The organism is Streptomyces sp. NPDC048255 (genome assembly GCF_040652415.1).
Lineage (GTDB): Bacteria > Actinomycetota > Actinomycetes > Streptomycetales > Streptomycetaceae > Streptomyces.
This window is the reverse complement of sequence record NZ_JBEZMA010000041.1, coordinates 1-14,928: the sequence shown is the minus strand read 5'-3', so window position 1 is coordinate 14,928 and position 14,928 is coordinate 1. Positions and strand designations below refer to the sequence as shown.

Here is a 14,928-nt window from a genome sequence, read left to right as displayed (position 1 = left end):
CCTAAAGAACGCGGAAAGACCGAAGCCCCGCCTTTCGTAGGGAAAGGCGGGGACTTCGGTCCTGATGACGGCGGGTGCTGAGACCTACTTGGCCTCGGCCTTCGCCAGCTCGGCGAGCTCCTCGTCGGACTCGCGGCCCGGCGTGGGGAGGTTGAACTTGGTGATCGCGAAGCGGAAGACGACGTAGTAGACCACCGCGAAGCAGAGGCCGACACCGGCCAGGCCCCACGGGTTGTTGGCGATGCCCAGGTTCAGCAGGAAGTCGACCGCGCCGGCGGAGAAGCCGAAGCCGTCGCGCATCCCCAGCGCCCAGGTCAGGGCCAGCGAGACACCGGTCAGCACCGCGTGGATCGCGTAGAGCACCGGGGCGATGAACATGAAGGTGAACTCGATCGGCTCGGTCACACCGGTGACGAACGCGGTGAGCGCGAGGGAGAACATCATGCCGCCGACGACCTTGCGGCGCTCGGGGCGGGCGCAGTGGACGATCGCGAGGCAGGCCGCCGGAAGGGCGAACATCATGATCGGGAAGAAGCCGGTCATGAACTGTCCGGCGCTCGGGTCACCGGCGAGGAAGCGGGCGATGTCGCCGTGGACGGCACCGTTGGCGGTGTCGAAGGAACCGGCCTGGAACCACGGGAAGGAGTTCAGCAGGTGGTGCATGCCGATCGGGATCAGCGCGCGGTTGGCGACACCGAAGATGCCCGCGCCGACGGCGCCGGAACCGGTGAGCCACTCACCGAAGTTGTGCAGACCCGTGCCGAGGACCGGCCAGATCAGACCGAAGACGACACCGGTGAGCAGACCCGCGAAGGCCGAGAGGATCGGGACGAGGCGGCGGCCGCCGAAGAAGCCCGCCCAGTCCGGAAGCTTGGTCCGGTAGAACTTCTGGTACAGCAGGGCCGTGATGACACCCATCACGACACCGCCGAGCACACCGGCGTTGACCGCGGCGTCCACCATGACGATCTTGTCGCCGACAACCGTGGCCTTCTGCGGCAGGTTGCTGTCCGTGAAGGTGGCGAGCACCTTCTGGAAGACCAGGTAGCCGGTGACGGCGGCCAGGGCCGTGGAACCGTCCGACTTCTTCGCGAAGCCGATCGCGATGCCGACGGCGAACAGCAGCGCCATGTTGTCGAGGATCGCGCCACCGCCGGCGGCCATGTAGCCGGCGATCTTGAGGACGAAGGTCGGGAAGACGTCCTTGTCGCCGAGCATGTCGTCCGCACCCAGGCGGAGCAGGAGAGCGCCGGCGGGCAGTACCGCGACGGGGAGCATGAGGCTCCGGCCGATGCGCTGCATGACGGCCATCACGCCAGCGCCCTTCTTCTTCTGGGCTGCCGGGGCAGCGCTAGCCGTCGTCACAACTTCCTCCAGTGGGCAAGGCGCCGCCAGGGCGAGCCGGGGGACGGCGGCGTCTCGAAAAAGGGGGGTACGCGAGCGCAGACGGGCCCGCGTGGTCTACACCAATATCTGGTGTAGACCAGTTGTAACACGGTGAGGGATAGATAAGGAACCTTCGATTTCCTGTGGTCTACGCCACACGGCACCCGGAGTCGTGGAACGCCCGGGCCGCCGGACCTCCGGACATGGCCAAAGCCCCCGGATCCAAAGATCCGAGGGCCTGGGGGAGGGGCCGAAGGGCCGGACGGCGACCGGCCGCGGACTCCCTCGTCTACGCCTTGAGGTTCTCCTTCTGCATCTCCTCGATCTCCTCGTCCGACTCCCGCCCCGGCGTCGGGATGTCGAACTTCGTGATGGCGAAGCGGAAGACCGCGTAGTAGACGAGGGCGAAGGCCAGGCCGATCGGAATGATCATCCAGGGCTTGGTCGCCAGGCTCCAGTTGATGACGTAGTCGATCAGCCCCGCCGAGAAGCTGAAGCCGTCGTGCACGCCCAGGGCCCAGGTCACCGCCATCGAGACACCCGTCAGCACCGCGTGCACCACGTACAGCGCCGGCGCCACGAAGAGGAACGAGTACTCCAGCGGCTCGGTGATGCCCGTGACGAACGAGGTCAGGGCGACCGACAGCATCAGACCGCCGACCTCCTTGCGCCGCGCCGGCTTCGCGCAGTGCGTGATCGCCAGCGCCGCCGCCGGGAGGGCGAACATCATGATGGGGAAGAAGCCGGAGAGGAACTGCCCCGCGTCCGGGTCGCCCCCCAGGAACATCGGGATGTCACCGTGCACGACCTGGCCGTCCGGCCTGGTGAAGCTGCCGAACTGGAACCACACCGGCACGTTCAGGAACTGGTGCAGACCGATCACCAGCAGCGCGCGGTTCGCGACGCCGAAGATGCCCGCACCCCAGGCACCCAGGCCCACCAGCCAGTCGGAGAAGGCCTCCAGCGCGTCACCGATCGGCGGCCAGATCCACAGGCACAGGACCGCGAAGGCGATCGCGACGAAGGTCATGATGATCGGGACCAGCCGGCGGCCGTTGAAGAAGCCGAGCCAGTCCACCAGCTTGACCCGGTGGTAGCGCTGCCAGAACCAGGCCGCCAGCAGGCCCATGACGATGCCGCCGAAGACCCCCGGATTCTGAAAGGTGTACTCGGCGAAGGTGTTCTCGGGCCCCAGGCAGCCGCCCCCGATGTCCTCGGTCCCCGGCGGGCAGGCCTTGGGGAAGGCGCGCAGCACGCTCCGGTAGACGAGGAAGCCGACCACCGCCGCCAGCGCCGTCGAGCCGTCCGCCTTCTTGGCCATGCCGATCGCGACGCCGACGCAGAAGAGCAGGGGCAGGCCGAGGTCCGCGTTCAGCAGCGCCCCGCCCGCGGACGCCATGACCTTGGCGACGTCGGTCCAGCCGAGGCCGTCCTTGCCGAAGACGTCGTTCTGGCCGAGCCGGTTCAAGATGCCCGCCGCGGGCAGGACGGCGATGGGCAGCTGAAGGCTCCGTCCCATCTTCTGCAGCCCCTGGAACAAGCCGTTCCACCACTTCGGCTGCGGCGCTGCAGCGGCGCTGCTCGCACTCATCGGCGTCCTCCCTGACCGGCCCGTTTTTGGCAGTTGCGACACGTACGGCACACTGGTGTAGACCAGTTGTGGGCAGGTTGCCGCTGATCGTCATCATTCGATAGATGCCGGTCACGCGCTCGCGTAGCAGGGCCAACCGTGCGTTACCGTGACGATGCGGACCGCGTACGAGGGCACCGCACGCACCGGCCGCCGAGACTCGTTCTTCGTAACACTCAGGGAGAAACACATGGCCACCAAGGCTGAGAAGATCGTCGCCGGGCTCGGCGGTATCGAGAACATCGAAGAGGTCGAGGGCTGCATCACCCGCCTGCGCACCGAGGTCGTCAACCCCGACCTGGTCGACGAGGCCGCACTCAAGGCCGCCGGCGCCCACGGCGTCGTCAAGATGGGCACCGCGATCCAGGTCGTCATCGGCACCGACGCCGACCCGATCGCCGCCGACATCGAAGACATGATGTGATCCGGGCTTCCTGACCGGACCCCCAGAACCCAGAACCACCCCGGTACCACCCCAGCACCACCCTGGTACCGCCCCGGACCCACCTCCGGGACCCCCGCAGACCCCGTCCCGGACCCACCCGGACGGGGTCTCCGCACGGGGACACAGGGCCGGGCCCGCAGGGACTAGGCTCACAGCCATGTCTCGCATCGACGGCCGCACGCCCGAACAGCTCCGCCCGGTCACCATCGAACGCGGATGGAGCAAGCACGCCGAGGGCTCCGTCCTCATCTCCTTCGGAGACACCAAGGTCTTCTGCACCGCCTCCTTCACCGAAGGCGTCCCGCGCTGGCGCAAGGGCAGCGGCGAAGGCTGGGTCACCTCCGAGTACTCGATGCTGCCCCGCTCCACCAACACCCGCGGCGACCGCGAATCCGTCCGCGGCAAGATCGGCGGCCGCACCCACGAGATCTCCCGCCTCATCGGCCGCTCGCTGCGCGCCGTCATCGACTACAAGGCCCTCGGCGAGAACACCATCGTCCTGGACTGCGACGTCCTCCAGGCCGACGGCGGCACCCGTACCGCCGCCATCACCGGCGCCTACGTCGCCCTCGCCGACGCCGTCGCCTGGGGCCAGCAGAAGAAGCTCATCAAGGCCGGACGCAAGCCCCTGACCGGCACCGTCGCCGCCGTCAGCGTCGGCATCGTCGACGGCGTCCCGCTCCTCGACCTCTGCTACGAGGAGGACGTGCGCGCCGAGACCGACATGAACGTGGTCTGCACCGGCGACGGCCGCTTCGTCGAGGTCCAGGGCACCGCCGAGGGCGAGCCCTTCGACCGCAAGGAACTCAACGCCCTCCTCGACCTCGCGGCCGGCGGCTGCGCGGACCTGGAAGCCATCCAGCTGGGCGCGCTCGAACTGTAGGACCCGCGGCAACCGCCGGGCCCCGCCCGGCGTCTACGCAGATACGGGCGCACGGTGTCACAGCCGCGCGCTCGTCCACGCATCCGAGTTCCTGGGGGACCCGAAGTGAAGCCGAACAAGCCGAAGCACCGCATCGCCGCCGTGGCCCTCGCCGCGGCCCTGGCCATACCCGCCCTCACCGCGTGCGATGCGATCTCCACGGCCATGGACTGCGCGAACACCGCGGTCGCCATCACGGATGGCGCGAACGACCTCCAGCAGGCGGTCTCCCAGGCCGGCAACAGCCCGCAGGACGCCCAGAACGCGCTCGACCAGATCGAGACGAACCTCAAGAAGATCGGCGACCAGACGGACAACGCCGACCTGGGCAAGGCCATCGACTCGATGAACACGGCTGTCAAGAACGTCCGTACCGCCATCGAGGGCGGCGACGCGACCCCGGACATCCAGCCCGTCGCCGACGCGGCGAGCGAGATCTCCAAGGTCTGCACCCCGGGCTGACCCGGTCGTGGGACCGGGCCCGCCGGCCGGAAATAATGGGGGCATGACCTCCACGCCCAGCCGCCTGATCCTGGCCACCCGCAACGCGGGCAAGGTCGCCGAGCTCCACGCCATCCTCTCCGACGCCGGCCTGCCGCACGAGCTGGTCGGCGCGGACGCGTACCCGGAGATCCCCGACGTCAAGGAAACCGGCGTCACCTTCGCCGAGAACGCCCTCCTCAAGGCCCACGCCCTGGCCCAGGCCACCGGCCTCCCGGCCGTTGCCGACGACTCCGGCCTGTGCGTGGACGTCCTGGGCGGCGCCCCCGGCATCTTCTCGGCCCGCTGGGCGGGCACCCACGGCGACGACGCCGCGAACCTGGCGCTCCTGCTGGCCCAGCTCGGCGACATCTCCGACGAGCACCGCGGCGCGCACTTCTTCTGCGCGGCGGCCCTGGCCCTGCCGGACGGCACCGAACGCGTCGTGGAGGGCCGCCTCCTGGGCACCCTGCGCCACACCCCGTCGGGCACGGGCGGCTTCGGCTACGACCCGGTCCTCCAGCCCCTCGGCGAGTCCCGCACCTGCGCGGAACTCACCCCGGCGGAGAAGAACGCCATCTCCCACCGCGGCCAGGCCTTCCGTGCCCTGGTCCCGGTGGTCCGGGAGCTGTTGGGCTGAGCCCGCGCAGACGAACGGCCTGTGAATCAATCCTTCGATTCACAGGCCGTTATGGTGCGGCGGAAGGGATTCGAACCCTCAAGCCGTTTCACGGGCCACAGATCCTAAGTCTGCTGCGTCGCCGTTGCGCCACCGCCGCTAGCCGCCTGTCATGATAGCGGCAGGCGGCTGTGGCTGGTCGAGCAAGATCAGTGAGAGGGCTCGCTGCGACCTCCTCGGCACCAGGTGCTCGTTATCGCATGGCAGTTGGGGCACAGCAGCCTCAGGTTCCCCGGCGGTTGTCGCGCCAGTCGCCGTTGATGTGGTCGACCTCCAAGGGGAGGGGCTCCCCCATCCAGACGGCGTCTATGCCGCAATCGGCGCAACGCTCCTCGATACCGAGATCAAGCAGCGCGCGCCGGAGCGTCGTGCTCGGAGTGCGTCTGGCATGAGGCGTGCGATCCTCGCGGAGGATCTCGTCCGCCGTACGCCGTCGATTGTTGTCCCGCATCCGGTCCTTCCGGGACGGACCGGTGAAGTGCGTGGTGTCGATGCCCAGCACGCGAACCCGGCGGCTGATATGGGTGTGATTCCCGCCCACCGCGTCGAGCCCCAGGCGCCGCAGGACCTCGTACATGTTGCTGGAGGCACTGACCGCCTCCTCCAGAACCGCGCGGGTCCATCGGTTGCCGTCCCGCTCGAAGTGGGAGATGTCCACGCCCAGCTTCCGCATGCGGTCGTGCAGATAGCGCCGGGAGCCACCCTTCGGGTCCACCCCCAGTTTCAGCAGCGCCTCGGTCAGCGTGCGAGAGCCCTCCGCCGCCTCCGCGAGTCGTTCCCTCGTGTACGGGCTGATCGGCATCCTCGCCCCCTCCGTTCCCGGCCGCGTGTGCGGCGCTCGTACGGAGTAACGGGCCGATAGTCGGACGGTTACGGCTGGTTTCGTCCGATAAGCGGAGCGGCCCGCACCGGATGGGTGCGGGCCGCTGCGGCGGGGAGGGGTGGGTCAGATGCCCAGGTCCTTGATGATCTTGGCTACGTGGCCCGTGGCCTTGACGTTGTAGAAGGCGTGCTCGACCTTGCCCTCCTCGTCGACGACCACCGTCGAGCGGATGACCCCGGTCACCGTCTTGCCGTACAGCTTCTTCTCGCCGTACGCGCCGTAGGCGGTCAGGGTCTCCTTCTCCGGGTCGCTGACCAGGGTGACCTTCAGGTGCTCCTTCTCGCGGAACTTCGCGAGCTTCTCCGGCTTGTCCGGGGAGACGCCGATGACGTCGTAGCCGGCCGTCGCCAGGACGTCCAGGTTGTCCGTGAAATCGCAGGCCTGCTTGGTGCAGCCCGGCGTCATCGCGGTCGGGTAGAAGTAGACGATCACCTTTCGGCCCTTGTGGTCGGCGAGCGAGACCTTGTTGCCGTCCGCGTCGGGCAGGGTGAAGGCGGGGGCGGTGTCGCCCGGCTGAAGTCGGTCGCTCATCTCAACAGTCTCCTCGGGAGGGCATCGTTATCCCACGAGACTAAGCTGACAGCCTGTTCATGGGGCACTACGCCCCACAGACCACGACGACGGAGGCAGCGCGGTGCCGGAAGCCAGGACCCCCGCACAGATCGAGGCGGACATCGTCCGCCGCCGTGAGCAGCTCGCCGAGACTCTCGACGAGATCGGTGTGCGCATGCACCCGAAGACGATCATGGGGGACGCGAAGGCCAGGGTTGCCTCGACGGTCGACCACACCGCCGGGCGCGCCTTCGTCGCGGTGAACCGCCTCGTGACGGACGTGAAGGGCGGCCTGCGGCACGAGGACGGGGCTCCGCGGGTCGAGCGGATCGTGCCCGTGGCGCTGGTCGCGGCGGGTGTGCTCGGGCTGCTGGTGCTGTCGGCGCGCCGCAAGCGGTGACGACCCTGCGGCGTACGGGGCGTGCGGGTGCGGGTAGGTTCGGGGCGTGAGCGAGAACACCACCCACGACAAACTGCCCATCCGCATGCTGCACGACCGCGTGCTCGTGAAGTCCGACCTGCCCGAGGGCGAGCGGCGCTCGGGCGGCGGCATCCTGATCCCGGCGACGGCCGCGGTGGGCAAGCGGCTGGCCTGGGCCGAGGTGGTCGCGGTCGGGCAGAACGTACGGTCGGTCGAGCCCGGTGACCGGGTGCTGTACGACCCGGAGGACCGGGCCGAGGTCGAGGTGCGGGGTGCGACGTACGTGCTGATGCGCGAGCGGGATCTGCACGCCGTGGCCGCGGAGCGGCTGGAGGGGTCGAAGGACTCCACCGGGCTGTACCTCTGACCATGTGAGCTGAGGCGGCTGGTTCAGCTGAGCCGGCTCCGTGTGAGCTGATGCGGGTGAAGGGCTGGTGGCCGAGGTCACCAGCCCTTTTCTGCGCCCTTTGCTACCGTGGGGAGGAACCCCCGACGAGACGCGCCGTACCGGGTTGACGACAAGACGACGCACCCCGTTCCGCTCTCGTTCCGGAGGTGCCTGTCATGGCCTGGGTTCTGCTGCTCGTCGCTGGTCTGCTCGAAGTCGGCTGGTCGATCGGCATGAAGTTCACCGAGGGATTCACCCGCCTGTGGCCCAGCGTGTTCACGGGCGCCGGGATCGTCGCGAGCATGCTGCTGCTGTCCTACGCGGCGAAGACCCTGCCGATCGGTACGGCGTACGGGGTGTGGGTGGGCATCGGCGCCGCGGGTGCGGCGGTGCTCGGTATGGCGGTGCTGGGTGAGCCCGTCACCGCCGCCCGGATCTTCTTCATCTGTCTGCTGCTGGTCGCCGTGGTGGGGCTGAAGGCGACCTCAGGTCACTGACCTGGCTCCGGCCGGTGACCTGGCTCCTGTCACCGGCGGACCCTTATTCCAGGAACGCCGACGGCGGGCGCAGGCCTTCCGTGGCGCCGCCGTCCGTGCCGGGGGTGCCGGTGGTGGTGCCGCCCTGGTTGCCCTGGCTGGCTCCGCCGTCGGTCTGGCCGCCGTTCGTCTGGCCGCCGTTGTCCTGTCCTCCCTGGGTCTGGCCGCCGTTGTCCTGGCCGCCGTTGTCCTGTCCTCCCTGGGTCTGGCCCCCGTTGTCCTGCCCGCCGTTGTCCTGCCCGCCCGTCGGCGGGGTGGGCCGCACCGGCGGGCTCGGGCGTCCCGGGGGTGTCGGCGGGCGTTCGCCGGGGGTCTCCTCGGGGGAGTCGGAGGGGGACGTGGGCGGGGGTGGGGGCTGGGCCGCGCCCGGCTGGAGTTCGAGTTCGAAGTCGAGGGGATCGCTGCCCTCCAGGGCGGCCTTGGTGTAGGCGGCCCAGATCCGGGCCGGGTAGCCGCCACCGCCGATGCGGGACTCGCCCAGGGCGTTGTACAGCGACTGGAGGGTTCCGGTGTCCGGGTCCTGGCCCATCATCGCGACGACGGTGACCAGGTCCGGGGTGTAGGCCGCGAACCAGGCCGAGCGGTCCAGTTCCCCGGTGCCGGTCTTGCCCGCGGCCGGGCGGCCGGCGGCGAGGGCTGCCGTACCCGTGCCGTTGTCGACGACGCTGACCAGCATGGACGTGGTGGTGTCGGCGGCTTCGCGGGAAACGGCCTGGACCGGGTCGCGGTCGGGCAGGGCGATCGTGTCGTCGCCCTTGGCGATCTTCTCCAGGAAGGTGTAGGGGGTGCGGCGGCCGTGGTCGGCGAGGGTCGCGTAGGCCTGGGTCATGTCGAGGACGCTGGCCTGCATGGTGCCCAGTGCCATGGCCGGTCCGGCGTCGAAGTTCGGGGTGCTCTCGGGGATGCCGAGGGCGACGGCGGTCTGTTTGACCTTCGCGGTGCCGACGTCGACCGCCATCTGTGCGTACACGGCGTTGACGGAGAGGTCGGTGGCGGTGTTGACGGTGATGTTCCCGTAGGAGACCTGGCCCTCGTTCTCCGGGTTGTAGCGGATCCGGCCGCCGACGACGGGGCGCTTGTTGTCGCCGTTGTACACGGTGTTGGGGGTGATCCGGCGGCCGTCCTGGGTGCGGGAGTCGTTCTCGACGGCGGCGGCGAAGACGAACGGCTTGAAGGTGGAGGCGACCTGGAAGTCGTGGCGGGTCGCGTTGTTCACGTACTGCCTGGTGTAGTCGATGCCGCCGTACATGGCGACGACCTTGCCGGTGGCGGGGTCGATGGAGACGCCGCCGGCCCGGACCAGCCGGTCGGCCTTGCGGGCGTCGGGGTCGAGTTTGCTGACGAGTTGTGCGTCGACGGCTTCGACGAAGTCGTTCTGGCGGGCCTTGTCGATGGTGGTGGTGATGCGGTAGCCGCCCTCGGCGAGGGTCTTGTCGTCGAGGATCTTGTGCTCGGTGATGTAGTCCTTGACCGCTTCCACGAGGTAACCGCGCTGTCCGGACAGTCCGGCGGCCGGCCGGACCTTGCCGGGCTCGGGGAACTGGGTGGCCGCGCGCTCGGCCGCCGTCAGCCACTGCTTCTTGACCATGCCGTCGAGTACGTAGTTCCAGCGGGCGAGGGCGCGGGGGCGGGCCTGGGGGTGGGACACGACGTCGAAGGCGCTGGGGGAGTTGAGGAGCGTGGCGAGGTAGGCGCCCTCGGCGGTGGTGAGTCTGCCGACGTCCTTGCCGTAGTAGGCCTGTGAGGCGGCCTGGATGCCGTAGGCGTTGCGGCCGAAGTAACTGGTGTTCAGGTAGCCCTCGAGGATGTAGGCCTTCGACTTCTCGCGACCGAGTTTGATCGCGATGAAGAACTCCTTGACCTTGCGGTTGATGGTCTGTTCCTGGCCCAGGTAGTAGTTCTTCACGTACTGCTGGGTGATGGTCGAGCCGGACTGGGTGCCCTTGCCCGTCGCGGTGTTCCACGCGGCGCGGAGCATCGCCTTGGGGTCCACCGCCCGTTCGGAGTGGAAGTCCCGGTCCTCGGCGGCGAGTACGGCCTCCTGGACGGTCCGGGGGATCTGGGAGAGCGGGACGTTGACGCGGTTGACCTCTCCGTCGCGGGCGAGCGGGGACCCGTCGGAGTAGAGGTAGACGTTCGACTGGGCGGTGGCGGCGGCGTTGGCCGGCGGGATCTCGACCAGCAGGTAACCGGCGACGAGGGCGCCGCCGATCAGCAGCGCGATCAGCAGCAGGCCGCCCAGGACCATGCGCCAGGTGGGGAAGAGGCGGCGCCAGCCGGTCCGCTTGCGGTTGCGGCGGGCCTTCCCGGCGGGTCCGGCGGCCGCCTGCGGGCGGGCCGGGGTCGGCGGCCGCTCACCGGGTGCGTCCGGGTCGCGAGGGGTCCAGCCCGGTGGGGGTGACTGGTCGCTCATCTCCAGGGCTCCTCGGCGCCGTGCGAAATATCCACTTCTGTACCTCATGTTGTCTACCCGATGACCGGCGATTCCGAGCCGGACGGGCGTAAATCGGTCGCGTGGATCGCCCCTCCGCACTAAGCTCGCGCGCTTTGGCCGAGGTGGGTACGACGTGGGAACGACCTGGGAAACGGAGGGGTGCGGTGGATCGCGGAGCGGCTCACGCAACGGGGTCCGGATCGGGCCTCGGTACGGGCCTCGGTACGGGTCTTGGCACGGCGCGCGGTCCGGCGCGCGGCCCGGGCCGGAGCAAGGCGGACGGAGCGCGTCTCTACCTGGCGGTCGCCGCGGGCGGATTCCGGCGCTACGCCACCTACGGAACGGCCACGCTGGCAGGGGTGTTCACCAACACCGTCTTCGGGTTCATCCTGGCCTGCACGTACGTGGCGCTGTGGGACGAGCGGCCCGGACTCGGCGGCTACGACCAGGCGCAGGCCCTGACCTTCGTATGGGTGAGCCAGTCGCTGCTCGCCGCCGGGGCGTTCATCGGGGGCGGCTTCCAGGAGGAGATGCAGGAGCGCATCCGGACCGGGGACATCGCCGTCGACCTGTACCGGCCCGCGGACCTCCAGATGTGGTGGCTCGCCGCCGATCTCGGGCGGGCGGGCTTCCAGTTGCTGGGGCGCGGGGTGGTGCCGCTGCTGGCGGGGGCGCTGGCCTTCCCGCTGGCGCTGCCCGTGGACCCGGTGCGCTGGCTGCTGTTCCTGGTGTCCGTCGTGCTCGGGCTCGTCATCAGTTTCGCCGTGCGCTACCTGTTGGGCCTGGCGGCCTTCTGGCTGATGGACGGGGCCGGGGTCAACCTGATGGCCACGGTCATCTCCATCTTCTTCTCCGGGGTGCTGCTGCCGCTGACCGTGTTCCCGGGCGCCTTCGGCGAGTTCGTGCGGCTGCTGCCCTGGGCGGCGATGCTCCAGGTTCCGATGGACGTGCTGCTGGGCAAGCACGCGGGGGCCGCGGGCGTGGCCCGGGCGCTGGGCTTCCAGCTGGCGTGGGCGTTCGTACTCCTGGGCGTGGGGCGGATGTTGCAGTCGGCGGCGACGCGGAAGGTCGTGGTGCAGGGTGGCTGAGGCCGTGGTGGAACGGGATCCCGGCCGCGGCCCCGCGGTCGCGGAGGCGCTGGGCGCACTGGACGTGCCGCGGCGCAGCCGGACGTGGGAGGGGGTGCGCGGCTACGGGCTGATCGCGGCGATGTGGATCCGGTCGACGATGACGTACCGGACGTCGTTCTTCCTCGCGACCTTCGGGAACGCGGCGATCACCCTGCTCGACTTCGTCGGCATCTACATCATGTTCTCGCACGTGGACGCCCTCGGCGGATTCACGCTGCCCGAGATCGCCCTGCTGTACGGGTCCTGCTCGGCCTCCCTGGGCCTGGCGGACCTGGTCATGGGCAATACCGACCGGGTCGGCCAGCGGATCGGGGACGGCTCGCTCGACACCATGCTGGTGCGCCCGGTCCCCGTGCTCGCCCAGGTCGCGGCCGACCGGTTCGCGCTGCGCCGGCTGGGACGGATCGGGCAGGGGCTGGGGGTGCTGGGCTGGGCGCTGGTGGTGCTGGACGTGGAGTGGACGCCGGGGCGGATCATGCTGGTGCCCGTGATGGTCGTGGCCGGGGCGGCGATCTTCTCGGCGGTGCTGGTGGCCGGCGCGGCCTTCCAGTTCGTGGCCGGGGACGCGGCGGAGGTGCAGAACGCCTTCACGTACGGCGGCTGCACGATGCTCCAGTACCCGCCGACGGTGTTCGCGAAGGACCTGCTGCGCGGGGTGACCTTCGTCGTGCCGCTGGCCTTCGTCAACTGGCTGCCCGCCCTGTACGTCCTGGGGCGGCCCGATCCGCTGGGGCTGCCCGGGTGGGTCGCGTACACGAGCCCGCTGGTCGCCTTCCTGGCCTTCCTGCCCGCGTCGCTGGCGTGGCGCGCGGGTGTCCGTTCGTACCGAAGCACGGGGAGCTGACCGTAGATGGCAGAGGCACTGATCGCGCTGGACCAGGTCGAGAAGGTCTTCGACGTACGCCGCCGGGTGGGCCTGATGCGCCGGGAGAAACGCCAGGTCAGGGCGGTGGACGGGATCAGCTTCGAGGTCGCGCGGGGCGAGATGGTCGGCTACATCGGGCCCAACGGCGCCGGGAAGTCGACCACGATCAAGATGCTGACCGGCATCCTCACCCCGAGCGGCGGCCGGCTGCGGGTCGCCGGCATCGACCCGGCGCGCGAGCGGATGCGCCTCGCGCACCGGATCGGGGTGGTGTTCGGGCAGCGCACCACGCTGTGGTGGGACCTGCCGCTGAAGGACTCCTACGGGCTGATGCGGCGGATGTACCGGATCCCGGCGGAGCGGTTCGCGCGGAACATGGAGCGCTGCGTGGAGCGGCTGGACCTGGCCGAGCTGCTGGACGTACCGGTGCGCCAGTTGTCGCTGGGCCAGCGGATGCGGGGGGACATCGCGGCGGCGCTGCTGCACGATCCGGACGTGCTGTACCTGGACGAGCCGACGATCGGGCTCGACGTGGTGAGCAAGGCGAAGGTACGGGGCTTCCTGCGGCAGCTGAACGAGGAGCTCGGCACGACGGTGCTGCTGACCACGCACGACCTCCAGGACATCGAGCAGCTGTGCGAGCGGGTGATGGTGATCGACCACGGACGCCTGATGTACGACGGGCCGCTGGGCGGGCTGCACTCGGCGGGGTCGGTGGCGGAGAGCGAGCGGACGCTGGTGGTGGACCTGGAGCGGGAGCTTCCGCCGATCGAGGTGGCGGGGGCGCGGGTGGTGAGGGTGGACGGGCCGCGGCAGTGGCTGGCCTTCCCGGCGGGGGCCTCGGCGGCGCCGCTGGTGGCGGCGGTCGCGGCGGACTATCCGCTGGTGGACCTGTCGGTGCGGGAGCCGGACATCGAGGACGTGATCGCGCGGATGTACGCGGGGCGGGGCTGAGGGGGCTGGGGGCTGCCCGGCGCCGTCGTCTCAGGGGTAAGCCGGGGTCCGTGTCAGGGGCTGATCAGGGGCAAGTCATACAACTCCCCTTGATGACTGCATAGGCTGGTGCGCATGAGTGACGAGCGGCCGGAGAAGCCGTTGCCGGAGCTGAGGGCGTCGGACGCCGACCGGGACCGGGTGGTGGAGCGTCTGCGGGACGCCGTCGCCGAGGGCCGGCTCGACATGGAGGAGTTCGAGGAGCGGCTGGACGCGGCGTACAGGTCCCGGACCTACGCGGAACTGGAACCGCTGACCCGGGACCTGCCGGCCGTGCCGGGGGCTGCCGCGCCGGTGGCGGGCGGGGGCGGTCTGCCGTCGGCTGCCGGGCCGGGCACGTCCTGGCCCGCCCGGATCGGCGGGGCGGGGTCCTCGTCGACGGCCGTGGCCGTCATGTCGGGGTTCCAGCGCAAGGGGCGGTGGACGGTGCCCGCCCGCTTCAACGCGGTGGCGTTCTGGGGCGGCGGGGAGATCGACCTGCGCGAGGCGAACTTCGCGGAGCGGGAGGTCGTGATCGCCTGCGTCGCCATCATGGGCGGCATCCAGATCACCGTGCCGCCGGGGGTCGAGGTCGACGTACGGGGCCTCGGCGTGATGGGCGCCTTCGACCAGCGCGACTCGCCGGGGCCCGCGCAGCCGGGCGCCCCGCGGGTGGTGGTGACCGGCTTCGCCTTCTGGGGCGGCGTGGAGATCAAGGTCAAACCCCCGAAGCCTCTGCCGGGCGCGGACCGCCCCCACAAGGAGCTCTAGCCCTGCCGTGTCCCCTGCGGGGGGCTTGGCGGGTGCGGCCTCGGCTGCGCCGTGCTTGCCGGGTGCGGCGTCGTTGCTGGGGCTCTGCCCCAGGCCCCGCGCCTCAATCGCCGGCGGGGCTGGGTTTGGCGTCGGGTGTGGGCCGGGGCCGCCGCTTCCCCTGCGGGGGGCTTGGCCGGGTGTGGCGCCGTTGCTGGGGCTCTGCCCCAGGCCCCGCGCCTCAATCGCCGGCGGGGCTGGGTTGGGCGTTGGGTGTGGGCCGGGGCCGCCGCTTCCCCTGCGGGGGGCTCGGCGGGTGCGGCCTCGGCTGCGCCGTGCTTGCCGGGTGTGGGCCGGGGCCGCTCCGGAGCGTCTCCTCGGCTCGCGCACTTAACCCGGGCTGCGAATGTCCGGCCTGGGTTGCGCGCTCGTCCTGCGGGGACTCTCCTGCGCGT

16 protein-coding genes, 1 tRNA gene and 1 riboswitch are annotated in these 14,928 nt (G+C 70.3%); of the genes, 11 read left to right on the top strand and 6 right to left on the bottom strand.

Features of this window, described 5'->3' with window-relative positions:
- Positions 1-84: 84 nt before the first annotated feature.
- Complete coding sequence (locus AB0D94_RS26755) at positions 85-1,365, bottom strand: PTS transporter subunit EIIC (RefSeq protein WP_362056368.1); 1,281 nt, start codon at positions 1,363-1,365, stop codon at positions 85-87.
- A gap of 310 nt (positions 1,366-1,675) precedes the next feature.
- Positions 1,676-2,977: a PTS transporter subunit EIIC gene (locus tag AB0D94_RS26750; protein ID WP_362056366.1), complete on the bottom strand. Its 1,302-nt coding sequence runs from the start codon at positions 2,975-2,977 to the stop codon at positions 1,676-1,678.
- Positions 2,978-3,131: 154 nt separating this feature from the next.
- Here AB0D94_RS26750 and AB0D94_RS26745 point away from each other — a divergent pair, with 154 nt between their 5' ends.
- From AB0D94_RS26745 to rdgB, 4 genes are all read left to right on the top strand, one after another.
- Positions 3,132-3,440 carry a PTS glucose/sucrose transporter subunit IIB gene (locus AB0D94_RS26745; RefSeq protein WP_362056454.1) on the top strand — a complete coding sequence of 103 codons (309 nt, stop codon included), beginning with the start codon at positions 3,132-3,134 and terminating at the stop codon, positions 3,438-3,440.
- A gap of 178 nt (positions 3,441-3,618) precedes the next feature.
- Entirely contained in the window at positions 3,619-4,344 is a 726-nt protein-coding gene (gene rph, locus AB0D94_RS26740) for a ribonuclease PH (protein ID WP_030717976.1), read from the top strand.
- Positions 4,345-4,449: 105 nt separating this feature from the next.
- Positions 4,450-4,845, top strand: coding sequence for a hypothetical protein (locus AB0D94_RS26735; protein WP_362056363.1), 396 nt, complete (start codon positions 4,450-4,452; stop codon positions 4,843-4,845).
- A 43-nt stretch (positions 4,846-4,888) separates the two neighbouring features.
- Positions 4,889-5,503, top strand: coding sequence for an RdgB/HAM1 family non-canonical purine NTP pyrophosphatase (gene rdgB / locus AB0D94_RS26730; RefSeq protein WP_362056361.1), 615 nt, complete (start codon positions 4,889-4,891; stop codon positions 5,501-5,503).
- 52 nt (positions 5,504-5,555) lie between these two features.
- On the opposite strand, the gene AB0D94_RS26725 is transcribed toward rdgB, so the two are convergent.
- From AB0D94_RS26725 to bcp, 3 genes are all read right to left on the bottom strand, one after another.
- Positions 5,556-5,642 (bottom strand) — tRNA-Leu (locus tag AB0D94_RS26725).
- 123 nt (positions 5,643-5,765) lie between these two features.
- Positions 5,766-6,344 carry an HNH endonuclease gene (locus tag AB0D94_RS26720; protein ID WP_362056359.1) on the bottom strand — a complete coding sequence of 193 codons (579 nt, stop codon included), beginning with the start codon at positions 6,342-6,344 and terminating at the stop codon, positions 5,766-5,768.
- A 144-nt stretch (positions 6,345-6,488) separates the two neighbouring features.
- A complete protein-coding gene (gene bcp, locus AB0D94_RS26715) occupies positions 6,489-6,956 on the bottom strand; it encodes a thioredoxin-dependent thiol peroxidase (protein WP_362056357.1) in 468 nt (155 codons plus the stop codon).
- 103 nt (positions 6,957-7,059) lie between these two features.
- Here bcp and AB0D94_RS26710 point away from each other — a divergent pair, with 103 nt between their 5' ends.
- The 3 genes from AB0D94_RS26710 (at position 7,060) to AB0D94_RS26700 (ending at position 8,283) form a co-directional block, all read left to right on the top strand.
- Positions 7,060-7,377, top strand: a complete 318-nt coding sequence (locus AB0D94_RS26710) for a DUF3618 domain-containing protein (RefSeq protein WP_362056355.1) — start codon at positions 7,060-7,062, stop codon at positions 7,375-7,377.
- A 46-nt stretch (positions 7,378-7,423) separates the two neighbouring features.
- Positions 7,424-7,765, top strand: a complete 342-nt coding sequence (locus AB0D94_RS26705) for a co-chaperone GroES (RefSeq protein ID WP_030239046.1) — start codon at positions 7,424-7,426, stop codon at positions 7,763-7,765.
- A 92-nt stretch (positions 7,766-7,857) separates the two neighbouring features.
- A riboswitch (guanidine-III (ykkC-III) riboswitch) is annotated at positions 7,858-7,931 on the top strand.
- Between the two features lie 31 nt (positions 7,932-7,962).
- Positions 7,963-8,283, top strand: a complete 321-nt coding sequence (locus tag AB0D94_RS26700; RefSeq protein ID WP_362056352.1) for a multidrug efflux SMR transporter — start codon at positions 7,963-7,965, stop codon at positions 8,281-8,283.
- A 43-nt stretch (positions 8,284-8,326) separates the two neighbouring features.
- Here the strand turns inward: AB0D94_RS26700 and AB0D94_RS26695 are convergent, their stop codons facing one another.
- Complete coding sequence (locus AB0D94_RS26695) at positions 8,327-10,735, bottom strand: transglycosylase domain-containing protein (protein ID WP_362056350.1); 2,409 nt, start codon at positions 10,733-10,735, stop codon at positions 8,327-8,329.
- Positions 10,736-11,052: 317 nt separating this feature from the next.
- Between AB0D94_RS26695 and AB0D94_RS26690 the strand changes: the two genes are divergently transcribed.
- The 4 genes from AB0D94_RS26690 (at position 11,053) to AB0D94_RS26675 (ending at position 14,494) form a co-directional block, all read left to right on the top strand.
- The gene (locus AB0D94_RS26690) at positions 11,053-11,844 is read left to right on the top strand and encodes an ABC-2 family transporter protein (RefSeq protein WP_362056452.1); all 792 of its coding nucleotides are present in this window, start codon (positions 11,053-11,055) and stop codon (positions 11,842-11,844) included.
- A gap of 49 nt (positions 11,845-11,893) precedes the next feature.
- Positions 11,894-12,730, top strand: a complete 837-nt coding sequence (locus AB0D94_RS26685; RefSeq protein WP_362056450.1) for an ABC transporter permease — start codon at positions 11,894-11,896, stop codon at positions 12,728-12,730.
- A 6-nt stretch (positions 12,731-12,736) separates the two neighbouring features.
- Positions 12,737-13,705 (top strand): ATP-binding cassette domain-containing protein, encoded by a 969-nt coding sequence (locus tag AB0D94_RS26680; protein ID WP_362056348.1) that lies wholly within the window; start codon positions 12,737-12,739, stop codon positions 13,703-13,705.
- 114 nt (positions 13,706-13,819) lie between these two features.
- Positions 13,820-14,494 (top strand): DUF1707 domain-containing protein, encoded by a 675-nt coding sequence (locus AB0D94_RS26675; protein WP_362056345.1) that lies wholly within the window; start codon positions 13,820-13,822, stop codon positions 14,492-14,494.
- Positions 14,495-14,928: the final 434 nt, after the last annotated feature.

Excerpts from the sequence above, each read along its gene's own strand:
- AB0D94_RS26750 (WP_362056366.1), bottom strand. The coding sequence starts at position 2,977 with ATGAGTGCGAGCAGCGCCGCTGCAGCGCCGCAGCCGAAGTGGTGGAAC.
- AB0D94_RS26695 (WP_362056350.1), bottom strand. The coding sequence starts at position 10,735 with ATGAGCGACCAGTCACCCCCACCGGGCTGGACCCCTCGCGACCCGGAC.
- AB0D94_RS26675 (WP_362056345.1), top strand. The coding sequence starts at position 13,820 with ATGAGTGACGAGCGGCCGGAGAAGCCGTTGCCGGAGCTGAGGGCGTCG.
- AB0D94_RS26700 (WP_362056352.1), top strand. The coding sequence starts at position 7,963 with ATGGCCTGGGTTCTGCTGCTCGTCGCTGGTCTGCTCGAAGTCGGCTGG.
- rph (WP_030717976.1), top strand. The coding sequence starts at position 3,619 with ATGTCTCGCATCGACGGCCGCACGCCCGAACAGCTCCGCCCGGTCACC.
- AB0D94_RS26745 (WP_362056454.1), top strand. The coding sequence starts at position 3,132 with ATGCGGACCGCGTACGAGGGCACCGCACGCACCGGCCGCCGAGACTCG.
- AB0D94_RS26680 (WP_362056348.1), top strand. The coding sequence starts at position 12,737 with ATGGCAGAGGCACTGATCGCGCTGGACCAGGTCGAGAAGGTCTTCGAC.
- rdgB (WP_362056361.1), top strand. The coding sequence starts at position 4,889 with ATGACCTCCACGCCCAGCCGCCTGATCCTGGCCACCCGCAACGCGGGC.
- bcp (WP_362056357.1), bottom strand. The coding sequence starts at position 6,956 with ATGAGCGACCGACTTCAGCCGGGCGACACCGCCCCCGCCTTCACCCTG.
- AB0D94_RS26720 (WP_362056359.1), bottom strand. The coding sequence starts at position 6,344 with ATGCCGATCAGCCCGTACACGAGGGAACGACTCGCGGAGGCGGCGGAG.